The organism is Bradyrhizobium sp. th-b2 (assembly GCF_000426785.1).
In the GTDB taxonomy this organism is placed as follows: Bacteria; Pseudomonadota; Alphaproteobacteria; order Rhizobiales; family Xanthobacteraceae; genus Bradyrhizobium; species Bradyrhizobium septentrionale.
Genome location: NZ_AUGA01000022.1, coordinates 50,186 through 67,460, shown reverse-complemented (window position 1 = coordinate 67,460; position 17,275 = coordinate 50,186). Strand labels below are relative to the sequence as shown.

The window sequence follows — 17,275 nt, the reverse complement described above, 5'->3', positions numbered from 1 at the left end:
GCTATGAGCAGCACGACTGACAGGGACATCGCGCGAGGAGCTTATGCGTAAGGCCAATCTTGCCGGCGTCAGCGTTGCCGCCGTTATCCTCGCAGCCATCAGCATCACGCGATCGGGCGCCGAACCCGTGCTCAGAGGTGCCGAGGCCTTTGGCGACTGGCAGCGCGACAAGCCCGGCACGGTGCGCCTGATCACACCGCAGGACCTGCCCAGGCCGGGCGCAACGGCCTCCAGCAGCAATTCGTCGCGCGTCGTGCAGCGACCCACCTCGGCGGTGCTGCAGGTGCCGGGAGGGTTCAAGATCGAGTTGTTTGCAAGCGGGCTGAACGGGCCGCGGATCATCCGGACTGCGCCCAATGGCGATATCTTTGTCGTGGAGACCAGCTCCGGCCGCATTCGTATCCTGCGCGGCGCCGACGGCGCCACCAAGCCTGCGACCAATGACGTCTACGCAACCGGATTGAACCGGCCGTTTGGCATCGCGTTCTTTCCAAGCGGCGACAATCCGCAATGGCTCTATGTCGCCAATACCGACAGCGTCGTGCGCTTTGCCTACCGCAACGGTGACCTCAAGGCGTCGGGAAAGCCCGAGACCATCGTCGCAAATCTTCCGCACGGCTACGACCATTTCACGCGCGACATCGTGTTCACGCCCGACGACAAGCGGATGCTGGTATCGGTCGGCTCTGCCGGCAACGCAGGCGAGGGTCTTGGCCGGCCTCCGGATGGCATCGAGGCCTGGAGCCGCGACCACGCACTTGGCGCGGCCTGGGGGGCCGAGACCGACCGCGCCGCGGTGCTCGCCTTTGATCCTAACGGCAAGAACCAGAAGCTGTTCGCCACGGGAATCCGCAACTGCGTGGGCCTCGCTATCCAGCCCGGAAGCGGCACGCCGTGGTGCTCGACCAACGAGCGCGACGGCCGCGGCGATAACCTCGTTCCCGACTATGTAACGCGGGTCCGCGAGGGCGCGTTCTATGGCTGGCCGTGGTACTACATCGGCGCCAATGAAGACCCGGCGCATGCCGGCGCGCGACCCGACCTCAAGGACAAGGTGACGGTGCCCGACGTCCTGCTGCAGGCCCACTCGGCCTCGCTCGGCTTGACCTTCTACACCGGCAGCAGCTTTCCGCCTGAATATCGCGGCGATGCCTTTGCGGCCGAACACGGTTCGTGGAATCGGTCGAAGCGTACCGGCTACAAGGTCATCCGCATCAGGCTGAAGGACGGGGTGCCGACCGGCGAGTACGAGGATTTCGTCACAGGCTTTGTCATCGGCGACAATCAGGTCTGGGGCCGACCGGTCGGGGTGACCGTGGCGCGTGACGGCGCGCTGCTGGTCTCGGAAGACGGCAACGGCACGATCTGGCGCGTTAGCCACGAATAGCGGTTCGATAGTCAGTCAGCCGCTGCGGCACCGGCAGCTATCCCAGTCCATCCTTGAGGCCGTATTCCTCGTAGATGGTCAGCGGATCGGTATCCGGAAACAACCGGCACTTGGCCTGCGCAAGATGCAGCGTGACGGCGCCGGCTTCACATCTCGAGGTCAGGATTTTCCGGACATCCTCCATATGCGCGCGCGGCTGATGTTTCGACGGCAGCTGCTCGAGCGCGACCAGCGCCGTGGCCAGGGCCTCCGTGACCACCCAATCGTCGTGTCCGGTAATTCCCTTTCGCGGCATCACCACACCCTCCGTAGCACCGGCTGCGACATTGTAGCGCGAGATGGGTGGGGGCTGTCATCAGCCAACATGGGCAGGCGGCGGGGGAACCGGTTCGAGTTGGGCCTGCGCTTTGCGCGGCGTCTCGACATCGTCGTGGAGGCCGCACGGCTCGATCGCCGGCGCCTGCTGTCATGGATCGTCGCCTGGACCGGCTTGTCGGCGGCCTGGTTTCTCGGTGACGGCGATCCGTTGGCCGAGATCGACCTTGCGATCGCACCGCTTGCCGCCGCCGAACTCGACCGAACAGGCTAGCGTTTGTGGAAGCTTACGCGGCCATCGCGGCGGTGGTCAGTGAAACACTGAGAATCCGCCACTTCGAGGTGTCGAAGAAGTAGGCGGCCTTGATGTGCGCGGAGGCTGAATCAGGGGCCTGAATCACCGTGTGGAATTTCCGCGTCCCATCACTCAGCGAAATCCGGAATGTCTGCATTGGTCATACCTCCACGCGCGGATGCTGCGGCAAGGAGGGTTAATATCCGGTTGCCATTGACGGAGCGTGCGCATCGCGCTCGCTTCCTACGCGGTTGCTTTCCTAAGTCGACGCCGATGTCGGGCATTGCCGCTTCAAGGATGCCCCCGAGGCTGTCGCGAGGCGGATCGCGGAGTTCATCCGCGAGACATGATCGCGCGTGTGCTAGGCCGAGGGCAGGCTCGCGATTTCGCTGAGGCGACTTTCAGCTTCGCCAAGTCTGGCTCGCGATCGCGGCAACTGAGAGCACAACGGGAAGGGACGGCCGTAGGTCACGTGACGTCACCGGCCGTCAGAACGGCAGCCGCCGCGAAACCGATCTCGACGCCCGCAAATCTGAGGTGATGAGACAGTCGCGTGGAACATGAGATGGTCGTCTGATGGAAAGAGAGTGGCTTCATTGCCGAACAATACAGCGACGACATTGAAATTCCTGGCACCGTCGGAGCAGCTAGCCGCAAATGGTCGCCGTTTCAACGGCTCTATGGCCGAACGAATTTCGTAAAATGCCGGGCGCCAACAGGATGACGAAGAGAGCGCTATGATCTCCATGTGTGTGCGCAAGGCGCACACACATGGATCGGATCGGCCTTAAGCGATCCCGCTATCTTTGCAAAAGCTGCATGATATGGAGCATCGCGAGGAGGCCGAGCCGAGGTTTCGCATGCTTGATCAACTCCAGAGTGCGGTCCACGTCTTCGGACCGACGATGCCGTCGACCTTCAAGGGGTTACCATCGAAATCAACACCGAATCCCTGGAACGCTTTCACCGCGGCCTCAGTGAGCGGGCCGAAATCGCCGTCAACGGGCCCAGGATCAAGATTGGGGTCCGAGAAGGATTTGAGTATATCCTGCAGGAGTCTCACGCCACTACCCTTCGAGCCCTTCTTGACCGTGTCGGGCGTTAGCCTGTGCCAAGTTTGCTGACCCACGATGCCGTCAATGACCAGGGGAAATGAGAAGGCGTTGAAATGCCCCACGGAGCGATCATTCTGATAACTCCTGACGGCAAAGTCGGTCACATGACCAAAGATGCCGTCGTCTGTTCCGACGGCGAGGTAATATCTTTCGATCAAGGCTTTCTGTGCCTTCTTAACCGCATCACCTTTCGAGCCTAACTTGATGATAGGATCGGCCATAGCAATCACTCCATTGGTTACAGGTGCAATGATTGGTATTTTAGCCAACTTAAGCGCGTATAATACGCGTCTACTATCTTAGCGTGGGGACGAACGATCTACAACCTTCAGCTAACGGGCCGATCGCAAGCACATGGTGGTGTGCCGAATCTAGACGCCGGTTTGTGGGTGAGGGAAGAAATGGCGAGCTCTGATCCAACAAGACAGTCTCCTGCCCAAACGGTCTGCTGCCCATGTTGGCACCTGCGCACATCGAGAGGCGACGCACGAGTGCGGACGGCTTCAGATGTGCGAAGTGCGCCGCCGCCTATCGGCTAGTTGTGGCGAACGGAGACGTAAACTAGACGACCCTAAGAATTCACGACCTGGCTGGAAGCACAGCCATATGTCTCTCGCAACCGTTGAAGCAGCACGCCCTCCGTTTGGCGCTGTTCGAATTCATCACCTGCAAGCCACTCATCAATCGTTCGCACGCGCCCGAACTGAGCACGGAAGCCCGACTCATGCTCCCAAATGGTGCCCCACATAGAGATCGTGCCGATTGCAAGAGCTACTGCACTTCGCTGGTCGGCGGACGGAAGCAGCGGAGGCGACCGCCACATCCTGGCGAGCTCTCTTCGTGCTGATGCGCTCGCAAGGAAGCTATTGACCAAGTCCTTGGTCTTGAGCGCAAACACACCGGCATGACCGCCACGGCTCAAATTGCCACCGGACATCGGTTCTTCAGGGTGCCAATGGCGCCAGCTGTGGGGGCCAAACAGGTTCCCGCCCCAAGAGACAACCCAATACCGGTGGCCTACAATCTCGCCGACAGCAAAGCTCATGCAGGTTCCTTTTCTGGAACTTTCGTCGGGGCCGCAGGGACACCCGGCGGTTCAGGGTTGATCACGGGCTCATTCAAAGGGACGACTTCATGTCGCCGAAGAGGTTCACCGATATCGGGTTCCATCGCTATTGCCTACTTGTTCCGCTAATGCGGAAAAAGTTGTCAAACTGGGTTGGTTCTTAAAAATTACTCCGCAAATCTCGTGCCAAATATGTTGTATTAAATGGTAACGATTTGAGGCGATAGGTCAAGCAGTGACGCCATCCGCGGCATGCCGGTGCTTGCGATCTGGGGCGAAGCCGATGGCACGTTGCACGCCGAACAATTCCTGCCGCCGTTTTCCGCGATCTTCCCCGCGGCGCGGGTCCAGCCTCTCGCGGGCGTCGGGTATTGCTGCTTCGACCTGATCGTGGAGTTCATCCGGCAGACCTGACAGCACGTCGATCAACGAGGGCACGGAGTTCCACGAGAGCACGGACGACAACTCCGGAGCCCGGTTGTGCCTCGGACGACACTCGCGTCGAGGCCATCTCGCTGCTAACCTTTCGGCATTACTTTCAGCTCCGGAAGGAGATTTTGTGACCACCTACATTGGAACGCTCGGCGACGACAACCACACGGCCGCTGCTGGTGAGGACGTCCTTTACGGTCTGGACGGCAACGATACGCTCGCCGCGACGATGACCGGGAGCGTTGTCTATGGCGGCAATGGCAACGACAGTCTCAGTTCGAGTTCTTTTCATAACGACACTGTCTATGGTGGCGAAGGCAATGACACGCTTTCCGGCTACGACGCCACCTTAACGGGAGATGGCGGCGACGACTCGATCCAGGCGTCGGGGGCATCGCCTACGGTGGCGAAGGCAATGATATAATCTCAACGGGCTGGGATGGTTTTTTCGACACGGGTCGCGCTTATGGCGGCCTCGGTAACGACACCATCACTGGACACGGCTCCGCGATCGACGGCGGTGGCGGCGACGACACGATCGGTGACGGGCCCATCGGCCTAAGCGGCCTCATTGTCATCCAGGGTGGCGACGGAAACGACGCGATCATCATCAGCGGGTCTGGGTCATCCAACGAAACCGTGATGGCCTACGGAGGACAGGGCAACGACAGCATCTACGGCGGACAATCTGCGGACATCCTCATCGGTGATCAGGGCGTCGACCTCCTCGAAGGCAATGCGGGCAACGATTATCTCTACATGCCTTCCGGCGGCGGCACCGCCTATGGCGGCGACGGCAACGACGTCGCCGTCGGCTCCAACGCCTACGACGTTCTGATTGGCGATGCCGGCGACGATACCGCCTACGGCTACGAAGGTAACGACTACCTCTACGGCGGGGCCGGCAACGACGTGATGTATGGCGGCGCCGGCGTGAATTACTATTTCGGCGGAAACGGCGGCGGTCCGGGCACCGGCGTGGGCAACGACACCTTCGTTGTCACCGACGTTCCCGGGGTGCAGGTCGTGCAGGACTGGACGCCGGGCTTGGACGTCGTGCAATTGAACGGCTCCGGCTTCGCGTCCTTCGCCGACGTGCTCTCGCACTCATATCAGAACGGCGCTTACTTCGTGGTCCAGATTGATGCCGACACCGCGATCTGGCTGAACGGTGCAACGGCAGCTACGGTCACGGCGGCGAACTTCAACATCGTGAGCTAGCGGACCGCTGATCGATCACGCCAACAACAGGATCACGTTGCATCTGGCCGAGAGCTCACCGGCGCGTTGGCGTTGTGCCGGCCGGCGCCTCCTGCTGCGCTGATACTCGCCGGCGACCACCGGACATCGGCGACGACCCGGCCATCATTCGGAGCAGTGCGATCCGGCCCTGGCTTTTCTCCCCAGCCGCCGGGATCGCGCTTGCGAAGCAGGGGGCCCGATGAAATAGTACGCATTTTAAGGTTGCATTCGGGGGTATTTATGACGGTTGTCAGCGACTTCACCGCAATTTTGTCCGGCAACTCATGGTGGGGCAATTCGGTTTCGGGAGCGTCGCTTCCTGGCAGGCCTGCATTCGTCAGCTTTTCGTTCGACACAACCATTTCGGCGGCCGAGCTTGCTTCGTCAGATACCCAGGCCTTCAAGAACAGCCTTCGACCCTTTACCGAGGACGAGAAGGCCGTCGCGCGGGCGGCGTTGCAACAATGGGCGGCCGCAAGCGGTCTGGTTTTTCTCGAGGTGCCCGCAGGTCTCGGCGATATCCGATTCACGACGGCAGATTTCTCTACCGACCCCAAATACGCCATTTACAGCGGATTTGGGTATTACCCGAACGTATCGATCAACTACGACTACGACAATCAAATCGGCGGCGACGTGTTCGTCCAGTATGGCCGCGTCGCTATCGGGCTAATGCTGCATGAAATCGGACACGCGATCGGCTTCAAGCATCCGTTTGATGGCGATCCGACGCTGACGCCGAGTCTCGACGATAAATCCCAGACGGTGATGAGCTATACCGGTACGCAACCGACGCACCTCGGACCGCTGGACCTTCAAGCGGTTGCATACCTGTACAATGGACCAGGCACCGGCGGATCCCAGGATTCAGCCTGGCAATGGACCGGCTACGCCACACTCATTCAGGTCGGGACGGGCGGTAACGACATCTTTCGCGGCTTCAACACGGGTGACGTTATCTCGGGAGCCGCTGGCGACGACGTTGCCATGCTCAACGACGGCAACGATCAGATGTTCGGTGGCCTCGGCAACGACAGCATCCACGGTGATGCGGGCAACGACCTGCTGTCGGGCGACGACGGCAACGATACTCTGTTCGGCGATGCCGGGAATGACGCATTGCGGGGCGGGGCGGGAGCCGACGTGCTCTACGGAGGCGACGGCCTCGATGTGATCGACGCCGGATCGGGCAACGATGTCGTCTATGGCGGTGCAGGTGACGACACACTCACGGGCGGCGACGGAAACGATGTCCTCCAGGGCGACGCCGGCACCGACTTTTTCAATTTCTCCGCGCCCCGGGCGGCCTACAGCATTTCGATCTATGGTGGCACCACCGTGGTCGTCGATGGCGTCGACGGCACGGATACGGTCTACAGCGGGGAGTATCTGAATTTCGCTGACGGCAATTATGCCGTCGGCGGCCTGGTGGCCAACACGCTGTTTTCCCCGGTCGATCCCTCGGGGCCGGCAACGAACGACCTTCTCTACGGCGGCGCGGGCAACGACACCCTGGCAGGCGGGGCTGGAGCTGACGTTCTGGTCGGGCTGGCCGGCAACGACACGGCTTACGGCGGCACCAGCAACGACTACTTCTACGGCGGCGACGGCAACGACGTGTTCTCCGGCGGCGCCGGGGTCGACGTCCTTGTGGCCGGCAACGGCAATGACGTCGCCTATGGTGGCGACGATCAGGACTACCTCTATGGCGGCGCCGGTAACGATGTTCTGGTTGGCGGCGGCGGCGTCGACGTGCTGCTTGGCGAAACCGGCGACGACTACCTATACGGCGGAGACGGTGGTGACTATTTCTACGGTGACGTCGGCAACGACACCGGCTTCGGCGGAGGCGGCAACAACATCTTCGTGATGGCGGCAGGCAACGACGTCGCGACCGGTGAAGATGGTCAGGACTATTTTTACATGGGAGACGGCGACGACATCATGTACGGCGGCGCCGGCGTTGACGTCCTGCTCGGCGAGGCCGGAAACGACACATTCGATGGAGGCGCCGGAACTGACTACCTGTTCCTTGGCCCCGGCGGGAATGACAAGGTGCTGTTCAATGCGAATTCGGGCGTCGATGTCGTGAATGACTTCGAGGTCGCAAACGACCTGATCGCGCTTCAAGGAACGATGCTGACGAGCTTTGATCAAGTGCTCGCCGCTACGACGGACTACGGTTCGTTCTCCATTGTTACGGCCGACGCGAACACGGCCATTTGGCTGATCGGCGTGAACAAGAGCCAGCTCCTGGCAACGGACTTTACGTTCTCCTAGGGCGTTTTCGAGCGAAGTGGCTACCGGTTCGCGTGAAGAAAACGCGTCAAAACAAGAATCTGGAGCCTCGTTCCGATTCCATCGGAACAGGGAAAATGCCTCTACAGGGGCGGAATGCGGAAGCGCGTCATGCGCGCGCTCTCGCAGCGACAACCCGTCTAAGGGCCATCGATCTCCTGCTGTCTGACCAGATCTGTCATCAAGACGAGCAATTCACGGCCGAAACGATCGCCATCGATCGCCGATGGGTTGGCAAGCAGACCTTCCATCTTGTGGGTCCAATCCGGGCCGGCAGAGAAGCCGGCATAGGCCATCGACCAATCCGGGAAGCGCCGCGGTGTCGAAGGCCTGAAGGTCAGAAGGGTGATGTCCCGGTGCCTGACATCGCATTCGATCGCGTTGAAGATTTCCTCGACAGCAGCCCGCTCACCTTCGAGGACCTGGCAAAAATAACCCTCGCTGAAGAGCAGTGCGCCGGTCACGCCGAGCCTGGCATTCTTCGAGCGCGACTGCGCGAGTATGCTGCGAATGATCTCGCTCGCGGAACTGTCGCGCACATTGCTGTTGCTGCGACTGACATAGATTAACGCATGCTCGGATTGCGACATCGATAGGTGCCTCCGGAGGATTCGCGGCTCACATGAAAAGCGGCTGCGTCACGCCGGCGCACCGTACGGAAATCTGAAACAGTCGATCTTGATGGAAACCAACCGCTGACTTTTTGGCTGTTAGCGCGTTTCAACACCAAAATGGATTCCGGGGAACCACGGGGGAGTGGCGGAAGGGGGGGCCGGTCAACCGATTTGACATCGCAGTTCTTTTTGTCACAGCTGGATCAAAATCCACGGTCCCGGCTACGGACGCGCAACTGGCACCACGTGATTCGATGAGAATTTAGCCGCCCCAAGCCTTTCAACGTGTGCAACGCGCGCGCTGACGCAAAGCATCGCACTTCAGCCGCAAGGGGACTAGACGCGATCCCGTGTCGCCCAGACGAACAGCACAAACGCGACGACCACGCCCACCACGATCAACATCCAGTTCTGGCCTTCGAACCCAAGGATGTGGAATGGCTGTATTAGAAATTGCACCGGACGCCCCTTTTTAGGGCACAGTACGGTCTTTTAAGCCGGAAATATACTATTTGTGTATTTCTGTTCGAGCGAACGATCCTGCCTGTATTACTATGCCGCTCAATTCACCTCGGTCTCCAACCGGTTCTCGAGTCGATAGCCAACCCCCGATTCGGTGACCAGCAGGCGCGGCTGGTTGGGATCGGTCTCGATCTTCTGGCGCAGCTTGCGTACCAGGATACGCAGGTACTGAATGTTGTCCCGCTGATTGCCCGTCCATATCTCCTTAAGCAACTGGTCGTGCGTGACCACCAGACCGACATGCGTCGCAAGTACGTGAAGCAGCCGGTACTCCTTACGCGTCAGTTTGATTCTGGCAGTATTGAGCTCGACGGTCCGGCTAACGAGATCGACGGAGAGCGGCCCGACCACAACGACGGGATTCTCCGTCGCGCTCTTGAAGTAGCGGCGCAAGGCGGCGTCACTGCGCGCAAGCAGTTCAGCCATGCCGAACGGCTTGACGACGTAGTCGTCCGCGCCTGCCTGCAGCAGGCGGACCTTTTCAGTTTCGTCGGCTTCGACGGAGAGTACGATCACCGGGACGTTTGACCACGAGCGCAGCCGTTCCAGCGTTTCGCTGCCGTGCAGGTCGGGCAGAGCCAGGTCGAGGATCACGAGGTCGGGCGCGTTGAATGTCGCGATCTTCAGCCCCTCGGCGGCGTTCTCGGCCTCGGCCACGGAGAAGCCGTGGATCTCGAAGCCCGCACGCAGGAAGCGCCGGATCTTGGGCTCGTCGTCGATCAGCAGGACGAGATTCCGAGAATTACTCATCGTCGTAGGTCGCCAGTTCCCGGTCCGAGGTCTGCAACGCCGGTAGCAAGATCGATGCCGTCGTCCCTAGACCCTGGCCGCGACTCATCAATTCAACGCTACCGCCATGCGCCCTGATGAAGGTCGATGCGATCCAGAAGCCGAGTCCCGAGCCGGGGACGCTTGTCTGATGGCGTGGGCTTCGGAACGACTTGCGGCCGAGCTGGAGCTGCTCGTCGGGCGTGACGCCGATCCCCTGGTCGATGATCGACATCACGACGCGCCCGGAGGCATGCCGGGTCTGCACGGAAATTGTCGACCCGGACGGAGAGTATTTGGCGGCGTTTTCCAGCAGCTGGCCGCAGGCCTCCTCGATCAGACCGGTATCGACATTGAGCAGCGGGAGGTCGTCGTCGAATCCGATCTCGATCCGGTGCGCCGCCAGCCGCCGCGCACGGGTCTTGAGTGCGGCGTTGACGATGTCGCTTGGGTCGGACCATTCGAGACGGGGCGTCAGCCCGCCGGCCGTCACGCGCGTTGCGTTCAGCAGATTGCGGATGTAGCCGTCGAGCCGGGCGACCTCGTCGGTGACAGCTTCGACCAGCGAGCCGAGCCGATCGTCGGTAGCGACGGCCGGCATCGCGCTCATGACGCTGACCGATCCCTGAATGGCGGCAAGCGGCGAGCACAGCTCGTGCGAGAGCGTGCCGTGGAAGGCGTCCCGCAACAGTTCGGCCTGCAGATGCAGCCGGGCATCGTCCATCGCCTTGCCGATATCGAGCCGCTGCAGCGTCAGCGAGACCTCCTCGAGCACCGCCTCGATCCTTGCGGTTCGGCTTCCGATCGCATCGCGCGGGCTGCGCCCGACATTGATGGCGATGACGCCGTGCACCACCGTGTTCGAGCCGATGGCGCGCAGCAGCCAGACATCCTGTGTCGGCTCATCGACGATATTGCCCGCCGTCTTGGTGGCGGTGGCCGTCATGGCCGCGACAGCTTCCTGGACCGCGGGCGGGGTGAGCCCCGACTCCGGCAAGGATTCGAAATGCCCGTCGGAAGATGCGACGAACAGTGCCGCGCGCTGACCGAGCGTGTTCGATAAATAGTGGCTGATAGCGTCGATCAGATCGGAGATGGTGAAACAGGCGGCGAGTCGCTTCGAGAGTTCATAGAGGTGCTGGATTTCCCGCTCGCGACGCCGCAGCCGCTCGGTCTCCTGGCGCAGGCGCGATGCCAAATTGCTGCTTGCCAGTGCGACGACGAGGAAGACGAGGAGGTCGATGGCTTCCTGCGGATTGTCGACCCGAAGGCTGTAAAGCGGGGCGAAAAAAAAGAAATCCGCCGCGGCGATCGCCATCAGCGACGCCAGCGTGCCCGACCAGACGCCCCACCGGGTCGCCGCAAAGATGACCGGGATCAGATAGGCGATCGGGACCAGATTTGCCGCAACCGGCCCCTCCAGCACGAACATGACTGCCGTGACCGCGCCGATCAATCCGGTCGACCAGAGCAGAGGCAGGAAATCCCGCCGCATCACCGACGATGGTCGTTCATCGGATTTCGATACGAATGGTAGCCCGGCTTCGCCCGGGCGCGCGCTAACGTCTGCGAGCCGTTGAAGCAGGGGCAGGGAATCAATCAAGGATTTCGCCTTCGTAGAGAAAGACACCGGAAGATCCTCGCAATGGCCTTCCCGGCCAGCACGAAATCCACCCCGGCAACATCCGACAGAAACGTGGGGGCGAGGGCGTTGCGCCGTCAAAACGGCCGGGGCCCGCACACAATATCCAACGCTTGACTGTCGGTTGCTGCCCCGATGTCGCTAACTACCCAGCGATCGGAGCATCCTCCGGAACGAGGTAGAAAAGCTATGCTGTTCGAGGGCGCAGGAAATATAAAAGTAATAGCCGCGGCCCGGCGTTCGTGGCCGGCCGCGGCGGATTGGACGGGGGCACCCCCTGGCACGGTGGCGACAACGGCGCGAGGCGGCGGCTTCAACGCTGGTGAAGCAGGGGCGAGGCATCATCCGACTTCTGGAGTATCGCGTTGACATAGCTGAGGGCCAACCGCACCCCCGCAAGCTCCGGCTTCGACGCCTGGTACAGGCCGGCCTCGCCGGTCTGGCTGGCCCGGGGCGGCGTCAATTTGCTGATCGCCGCCGAGCTGATGTATTTCGGCGGATAGAGATAGAAGTCCATCAGCGGGGTCAGCGAGCAACCTGACTGCCGCTTCAGGATTGCGAGGGCCCGCGCACCGGCGTCGGGATAGAGCGCACTCCAGCCGGCAAAACTGCTCGCCAATATCTCCAGCGCCAGGATCGCGGTCGCGATTTCGACAAAGCCCTGGTTGGATTTCTTGGCGCTTCGGGTGGTCGAAGCCTTCCGCAGCCATTGCCGGAATTCGCGATGCCGTTCGATGAACGGCCCGAGCCGCGCTCGCCACAGCATGTCGGGCAGGCAGGCGTAGCCATGAACGTCGTGATAGCTCTCGATCAGATTGCGGCACTGCGCCGTGAGATTGGCCGGCAGAAAGCCAAGATCGACGTCGTTGACCTCGTCGGCGAGAGCGACGTCGTTCGCACCATTCGTAACGTTCGCCACGACGCGGAGCGCTCCATTGCACTCGATGCGAAAGATTCGCTCGATGCCGGGAGATTAGCCACGGGGCGCGTATATCTTCGATCTCCATTCAGGGCGATCTGCATAGCAATAAAATAGCGCACGGATCGGATGCGGACCGAGCTATGGCGGAAATGACACAGAGTTCTGGAAATCTATCGCAATGCAACCAGCGAATGTCACAAAACAGCAAGATATTCGCCGAGTTCTTGAGCAAGCGCGCGAGCAACTGATGTTTCTGCGAGCAAACGACGCGACGAGAAGTGTTTCGGATATTTTATCTTAATGAAAGCGCGGGGAGACCCGTATCGCCTTTTTCTCAGCGCCCTACGAATGATTACGCAGACGTTACACGCGACAGCGTTCCAAGCGTCGGTAGCAATATCTTGGGGCAAAATCATGAAGAGACTCTTTTTGGCGGGCGTATCGTTGACGGCGGTGAGCCTGTTCAACGCGGCTCATGCAGCCGACGCCAATCCGCCGTTGTTGAAGGCGCCGGCCTCCACGTGCGATCCCTACAAGAATTACTCCTGCCTCGACAGCTATCTCGGCAGCGACTTCTTTACGCGGTTCGTCAACTATTACCGGCTGGAATGGGGCCACGATGCCGCGCCGTCGGATCCGAAGGCGCCGCCGTCCCGCCGCGCCTACTGGCCGACGACGCCGCAGAGCACGCCGCCGATGCCGTTCGCAGACTGGCCGTATGGTGGCTCGACGAACATCGGCGACACCCGGCCAAGCTCGGTCGACAGCCCCCTGATGGCGGCGCTCGGCAACACGCCCGCAGGTCAGTGGATGAACGATGCGCACATCCAGGTCTATGGCTGGGTCAATGCCGGCGGCAACCTCAGCAACAACACGGTCAAGGGCGGCAATTCGCCGGCGGCTTATGACTACAACCCGAACACGGTCCAGCTCGACCAGGCGGTGGTCTACATCGAACGCCTGCCGGACACCGTCCAGAAGGATCATGTCGACTGGGGCTTCCGTCTCGCGCCGATCTACGGCGAGAACTATCGCTACACGACCGCCTATGGTCTCTGGAGCAATCAGCTTCTGAACCAGAACAAGAACTACGGCTACGACCTGCCGATGGCCTACGGCGAGGTGTTCGTTCCGCAGGTGCTGGAAGGCCTGATGTTCCGCTTCGGCCGATACATCTCCATTCCCGACATCGAGGCGCAGCTCGCGCCCAACAACTACATGTATACGCACTCGATGACGTATACGTTCGACAACTATACGAACACCGGCATCAACACGACGCTCGCGGTGACCAAGAACTGGATGCTCCAGCTCGGTCTCACCGTCGGCACCGAGGCAATGCCGTGGCACGTCGGCCAGAAGATCGACAACCCGGCGCCGAATCCGCTGTTTCCGTACAGCACGATGCTGAAGGATCCCGGCGCGCAGCCCAGCGTCAGCGTGGGTGTCCGCTATACGACCGACAGCGGCAATGACGGCGTCTATGTCGTCGCCAACGGCATCAACAACGGCACCTGGGGTTACAATAACCTGCAGTGGTACGGCCTGACCTACTATCACAAGTTCAACGACCAGTGGCACATCTCGTTCGAGACCTACAACGAGCACCAGAACAATGTGCTGAATGCGAATAATCCAGCGGCATTGGCGTCCTTCCTCGCGGGAGGCACTCCGTTCTCGCCGCAGGTGATGCCCTTTAATTCGCCGTTCCTCGCACAGTGCAGCAATGCTGCGGTGTTCTCCTGCACGGCCTCGGTCCAGACCTTCCTGACCTACATCAGCTACAAGCCGACGCCGCTCGACAACATCTCGTATCGCCTCGAATGGTTCGACGACCAGCAGGGGCAGCGGACGGGCGTCAAGACCCGCTATGTCGAGACCGGCATCGGCTGGCAGCACTGGTTCTCGCCGCAGATCGAGATCCGGCCCGAAGTTTCCTACTACAGGGCACTCGACGCGGCGGCGTTCAACGGCAACTCGAATCTCGGAATTGCGCCCAACAAGAAGGACGCTCTGATCGGTTCGGCAGACATCATCATTCACTTCTGATCCAGAGGCGACGCCACGTCGACCAGATCGCGTGGCGTCCCCATCAGAAACTAGGGGATTAACAATGAAGCACGTTTTCTTCACCACCGCAGCGCTCGGAGCGCTGTTGCTTGCCTCGCCGGCGATGAGCGCAGACCTGCCGCTCTATACCAAGGCGCCGGCGATCGCTGCACCGGCATACGACTGGTCCGGCTTCTATGTCGGCGTGTTCGGCGGCGGGGGCTTCGGCAATCACAACCTCAACAATGCACTCGGACCGGCGGGCGCAGCCAACTACACCATCAACTATTCCTCGAACGGTGGAATTGCCGGTGGCGAGATCGGCTACAATGTGCAGAGCGGAAGCATCGTGGTCGGCGTGGAAGCCGACGGCTTCTGGTCCGGGATCAAGGGCAGCGACGCCTCGCAGTTCAATGCCGGAACGCTGCCGATCGGCTCCATGGATGCGACCAGTCTCCGCGACGGCTTCACCGTCCGCGCCCGCGGCGGTATCGCGGTCGACCGGTTGCTGCTGTTCTTCACCGGCGGCTGGGCCTATGGCGAATTCCAGCACACCAACACCGATCCGGTCTTCGGCATCGATCAGTTCAACGCGAACAGGAGTGGTCTGACGGCGGGCGGCGGCATTGCCTATGCGCTCACCAACAACCTGATCGGCAAGTTCGAGTACCGCTACTACGACTTCGGTCGGTACGACCGTGCAGCGCCGGCCAACGGCCAGCTCCCGTATACCGTCGACAACACGCTTTCCGTCGTGACGCTGGGCCTCGACTACAAGTTCGGCGGTCCCGTGGTTGCGAAGTACTGATCGGCGACGCGACGTGACGCCGCTGCAGACCGCAGCCGGAAGGGAGGACGGGGTGATGAGCTCGACACTGAAACGCGTGGTGTTGCGTGTCGTCGCGGTCGCGGGCCTGTGCGCCGCGGCCGCCGGCTGCGCCAGCGATGTGGCGGTGCCTGCGGGGGACGGCTCGGTCCCCCACATGCGCTATTACGGCGGCCCGAAATCGCCGATGTGGCCAGGCCAGTAGAGATCCGATGCGTGCGCGTCGCTTTCATGCAGCAGGACGTTCCGGCACCAGGCTGATGGTTCATCTTGGCGTACTGCTGTTGATTGGCTCCTGCGGCGATGCATCGGCGAAATCGACCCGTCGGCATTGGCACGCCCGCAGGCCGCATTCGCAGACGATGCTCGTAGCCTGGTCTCCGGCGCCGACGCAGCGACCGCTTCGGCTTGGACCGATGCGGTATTACGGCGGTCCGAAGTCGCCGATGTGGCGCGCGCCGGCCGAGAATTGACGGTGGAAAATCGCCGGGTTGGCCCGATGGACGGGCGTGGCACACGCGTAATCGCGGGGGTGCGGCTTTGAGATGATGATGATTGCGAACTGGACTAGGCGGTCTGCCATGCTGCTCGGCGCGGTTGCGCTGGGAGCTGCAGGATTGTTTGGCGCAAGCCGGATGTTGGTTCCGCATGCCAAATCGACCGAGACGTCGAGCCAGGCGAGAGCCAAATTGCCGCGCTATGTGCCCACCGCCGCCGAATGGGCGACGCTGTCGATCGAGCCGGTATCGGACCATGTCTTCCGCGCCGAGCACATCACCGAGGGCAAGATCGCGGTCAACGATGAGAGTTCGACCCCAGTGTTCTCGCCCTATGCCGGTCGCGTCACCAAGCTGCTGGTCAAGCCGAGCGATACGGTCGAGCGCGGCCAGGCCCTGTTCGTCGTCGAAGCTACCGACAGCGTCCAGGCGCTGAACGATTTCGTTGCGACGCTCAGCACGCTCAACACGGCGCGTTCGAAGCTCAAGCTGGCCGAGATCGTGGAGAAGCGGGCCAACGATCTCTATGCCGGCAAGGCCGTCCCGCTGAAGGATTGGCAGCAGGCGCAGGCCGATCTGACCGGCGCGCAGAACGACCTGCGTTCGGCCGAGACCGCGCTGGAAGCGACGCACAACCGGCTGCGGATCCTTGGCCGCTCCGAAGACCAGATCGCGACGTTCGAGCAGACCCGGCAGATCAGCGCCGACACGCCGATCTATTCGCCGATCGGCGGCACCGTCGTGCAGCGCAAGGTCGGTCCCGGCCAGTTCATCAGCACCGGTGCCAGCGATCCGGTGTTCGTGATCGGCGATCTCTCGACTGTCTGGCTGACTGCGTTCGTTCGCGAGAGCGAGGCCGCTGACGTCGCCGTCGGGCAGGAGATCACCTTCTCGGTCCTGGCACTGCCCGGCAAGCAGTTCAAGGCCAGGCTCGATTATGTCGCGGCGGCGATCGATCCCGCGACACGCCGGCTCCTGGTGCGCGCCACCCTCGACAACAAGGACGGCCAGCTCAAGCCCGAGATGTTCGCCAGTGTCACGATCTACAGCGGGGGCGGCCGCCCTTCGATCGGCGTACCCAGGCAGGCGTTGATCTATGAAGGCGAACACGTGCGCCTGTGGGTCGCGCGCGAAGACAAGTCGATCGAGCTGCGCGAGATCGAGCCGGGTCTCGTCAACGGAAACCTGGTCGAGGTCCGCGGCAATCTGAAGACGGGCGAGCAGGTCGTGACCCGCGGCAGCCTGTTCATCGATCGGGCGGCGTCAGGCAGCTGATCCAGTCATC

Annotated in this window: 19 protein-coding genes; 9 read left to right on the top strand and 10 right to left on the bottom strand. The window is 61.5% G+C overall.

Annotated features, from left to right (window positions below; all coding sequences use genetic code 11):
- Positions 1-43 precede the first annotated feature (43 nt).
- Positions 44-1,387 carry a sorbosone dehydrogenase family protein gene (locus K359_RS0125450; protein ID WP_029081842.1) on the top strand — a complete coding sequence of 448 codons (1,344 nt, stop codon included), beginning with the start codon at positions 44-46 and terminating at the stop codon, positions 1,385-1,387.
- A gap of 37 nt (positions 1,388-1,424) precedes the next feature.
- On the opposite strand, the gene K359_RS0125445 is transcribed toward K359_RS0125450, so the two are convergent.
- Positions 1,425-1,682: a hypothetical protein gene (locus tag K359_RS0125445; protein ID WP_029081841.1), complete on the bottom strand. Its 258-nt coding sequence runs from the start codon at positions 1,680-1,682 to the stop codon at positions 1,425-1,427.
- Between the two features lie 99 nt (positions 1,683-1,781).
- On the opposite strand from K359_RS0125445, the gene K359_RS0125440 reads away from it, so the two are divergent.
- Positions 1,782-1,976, top strand: a complete 195-nt coding sequence (locus tag K359_RS0125440) for an aminoglycoside phosphotransferase family protein (protein ID WP_371261183.1) — start codon at positions 1,782-1,784, stop codon at positions 1,974-1,976.
- Between the two features lie 13 nt (positions 1,977-1,989).
- On the opposite strand, the gene K359_RS63395 is transcribed toward K359_RS0125440, so the two are convergent.
- The 4 genes from K359_RS63395 to K359_RS63390 form a co-directional block, all read right to left on the bottom strand.
- A complete protein-coding gene (locus K359_RS63395; protein ID WP_165123591.1) occupies positions 1,990-2,154 on the bottom strand; it encodes a hypothetical protein in 165 nt (54 codons plus the stop codon).
- Positions 2,155-2,865: 711 nt separating this feature from the next.
- Positions 2,866-3,333 carry a peptidoglycan-binding protein gene (locus K359_RS0125430; protein ID WP_051346402.1) on the bottom strand — a complete coding sequence of 156 codons (468 nt, stop codon included), beginning with the start codon at positions 3,331-3,333 and terminating at the stop codon, positions 2,866-2,868.
- Positions 3,334-3,683: 350 nt separating this feature from the next.
- Positions 3,684-4,157: a hypothetical protein gene (locus K359_RS0125425; protein ID WP_156928663.1), complete on the bottom strand. Its 474-nt coding sequence runs from the start codon at positions 4,155-4,157 to the stop codon at positions 3,684-3,686.
- A gap of 249 nt (positions 4,158-4,406) precedes the next feature.
- Positions 4,407-4,607 carry a hypothetical protein gene (locus K359_RS63390; RefSeq protein WP_165123593.1) on the bottom strand — a complete coding sequence of 67 codons (201 nt, stop codon included), beginning with the start codon at positions 4,605-4,607 and terminating at the stop codon, positions 4,407-4,409.
- A gap of 130 nt (positions 4,608-4,737) precedes the next feature.
- On the opposite strand from K359_RS63390, the gene K359_RS0125415 reads away from it, so the two are divergent.
- From K359_RS0125415 to K359_RS57390, 3 genes are all read left to right on the top strand, one after another.
- On the top strand, positions 4,738-5,034 hold the full coding sequence (locus tag K359_RS0125415) for a calcium-binding protein (protein ID WP_029081837.1): 297 nt from the start codon (positions 4,738-4,740) through the stop codon (positions 5,032-5,034).
- Positions 5,035-5,252: 218 nt separating this feature from the next.
- Positions 5,253-5,831 (top strand): calcium-binding protein, encoded by a 579-nt coding sequence (locus K359_RS53005; protein WP_051346399.1) that lies wholly within the window; start codon positions 5,253-5,255, stop codon positions 5,829-5,831.
- A gap of 261 nt (positions 5,832-6,092) precedes the next feature.
- Complete coding sequence (locus K359_RS57390) at positions 6,093-8,132, top strand: hypothetical protein (protein WP_051346398.1); 2,040 nt, start codon at positions 6,093-6,095, stop codon at positions 8,130-8,132.
- A 158-nt stretch (positions 8,133-8,290) separates the two neighbouring features.
- On the opposite strand, the gene K359_RS0125400 is transcribed toward K359_RS57390, so the two are convergent.
- The 5 genes from K359_RS0125400 to K359_RS0125380 all read right to left on the bottom strand — a co-directional run bounded on the left by K359_RS0125400 (position 8,291) and on the right by K359_RS0125380 (position 12,615).
- On the bottom strand, positions 8,291-8,740 hold the full coding sequence (locus K359_RS0125400) for a BLUF domain-containing protein (protein ID WP_029081836.1): 450 nt from the start codon (positions 8,738-8,740) through the stop codon (positions 8,291-8,293).
- A 360-nt stretch (positions 8,741-9,100) separates the two neighbouring features.
- Positions 9,101-9,223: a hypothetical protein gene (locus tag K359_RS65855; protein ID WP_256375174.1), complete on the bottom strand. Its 123-nt coding sequence runs from the start codon at positions 9,221-9,223 to the stop codon at positions 9,101-9,103.
- A gap of 102 nt (positions 9,224-9,325) precedes the next feature.
- Positions 9,326-10,036, bottom strand: a complete 711-nt coding sequence (locus K359_RS0125390; RefSeq protein WP_029081835.1) for a response regulator — start codon at positions 10,034-10,036, stop codon at positions 9,326-9,328.
- Positions 10,029-11,549 carry a DUF4118 domain-containing protein gene (locus K359_RS0125385; RefSeq protein ID WP_029081834.1) on the bottom strand — a complete coding sequence of 507 codons (1,521 nt, stop codon included), beginning with the start codon at positions 11,547-11,549 and terminating at the stop codon, positions 10,029-10,031. Before K359_RS0125385 ends, K359_RS0125390 begins: the two co-directional genes overlap by 8 nt.
- 460 nt (positions 11,550-12,009) lie before the next feature.
- Entirely contained in the window at positions 12,010-12,615 is a 606-nt protein-coding gene (locus K359_RS0125380) for a hypothetical protein (protein WP_029081833.1), read from the bottom strand.
- Between the two features lie 417 nt (positions 12,616-13,032).
- On the opposite strand from K359_RS0125380, the gene K359_RS52995 reads away from it, so the two are divergent.
- From K359_RS52995 to K359_RS0125355, 4 genes are all read left to right on the top strand, one after another.
- On the top strand, positions 13,033-14,667 hold the full coding sequence (locus K359_RS52995) for an outer membrane beta-barrel protein (protein WP_084518506.1): 1,635 nt from the start codon (positions 13,033-13,035) through the stop codon (positions 14,665-14,667).
- Between the two features lie 64 nt (positions 14,668-14,731).
- Entirely contained in the window at positions 14,732-15,475 is a 744-nt protein-coding gene (locus tag K359_RS0125370; protein WP_029081831.1) for an outer membrane protein, read from the top strand.
- A 52-nt stretch (positions 15,476-15,527) separates the two neighbouring features.
- Complete coding sequence (locus K359_RS0125365; protein ID WP_156928662.1) at positions 15,528-15,698, top strand: hypothetical protein; 171 nt, start codon at positions 15,528-15,530, stop codon at positions 15,696-15,698.
- A gap of 376 nt (positions 15,699-16,074) precedes the next feature.
- On the top strand, positions 16,075-17,265 hold the full coding sequence (locus K359_RS0125355) for an efflux RND transporter periplasmic adaptor subunit (protein ID WP_245284714.1): 1,191 nt from the start codon (positions 16,075-16,077) through the stop codon (positions 17,263-17,265).
- Positions 17,266-17,275 lie beyond the last annotated feature (10 nt).

Excerpts from the sequence above, each read along its gene's own strand:
- K359_RS0125450 (WP_029081842.1), top strand. The coding sequence starts at position 44 with ATGCGTAAGGCCAATCTTGCCGGCGTCAGCGTTGCCGCCGTTATCCTC.
- K359_RS0125445 (WP_029081841.1), bottom strand. The coding sequence starts at position 1,682 with ATGCCGCGAAAGGGAATTACCGGACACGACGATTGGGTGGTCACGGAG.
- K359_RS63395 (WP_165123591.1), bottom strand. The coding sequence starts at position 2,154 with ATGCAGACATTCCGGATTTCGCTGAGTGATGGGACGCGGAAATTCCAC.
- K359_RS0125430 (WP_051346402.1), bottom strand. The coding sequence starts at position 3,333 with ATGGCCGATCCTATCATCAAGTTAGGCTCGAAAGGTGATGCGGTTAAG.
- K359_RS0125425 (WP_156928663.1), bottom strand. The coding sequence starts at position 4,157 with ATGAGCTTTGCTGTCGGCGAGATTGTAGGCCACCGGTATTGGGTTGTC.
- K359_RS53005 (WP_051346399.1), top strand. The coding sequence starts at position 5,253 with ATGGCCTACGGAGGACAGGGCAACGACAGCATCTACGGCGGACAATCT.
- K359_RS57390 (WP_051346398.1), top strand. The coding sequence starts at position 6,093 with ATGACGGTTGTCAGCGACTTCACCGCAATTTTGTCCGGCAACTCATGG.
- K359_RS0125400 (WP_029081836.1), bottom strand. The coding sequence starts at position 8,740 with ATGTCGCAATCCGAGCATGCGTTAATCTATGTCAGTCGCAGCAACAGC.
- K359_RS0125390 (WP_029081835.1), bottom strand. The coding sequence starts at position 10,036 with ATGAGTAATTCTCGGAATCTCGTCCTGCTGATCGACGACGAGCCCAAG.
- K359_RS0125385 (WP_029081834.1), bottom strand. The coding sequence starts at position 11,549 with ATGCGGCGGGATTTCCTGCCTCTGCTCTGGTCGACCGGATTGATCGGC.
- K359_RS52995 (WP_084518506.1), top strand. The coding sequence starts at position 13,033 with ATGAAGAGACTCTTTTTGGCGGGCGTATCGTTGACGGCGGTGAGCCTG.
- K359_RS0125370 (WP_029081831.1), top strand. The coding sequence starts at position 14,732 with ATGAAGCACGTTTTCTTCACCACCGCAGCGCTCGGAGCGCTGTTGCTT.
- K359_RS0125355 (WP_245284714.1), top strand. The coding sequence starts at position 16,075 with ATGCTGCTCGGCGCGGTTGCGCTGGGAGCTGCAGGATTGTTTGGCGCA.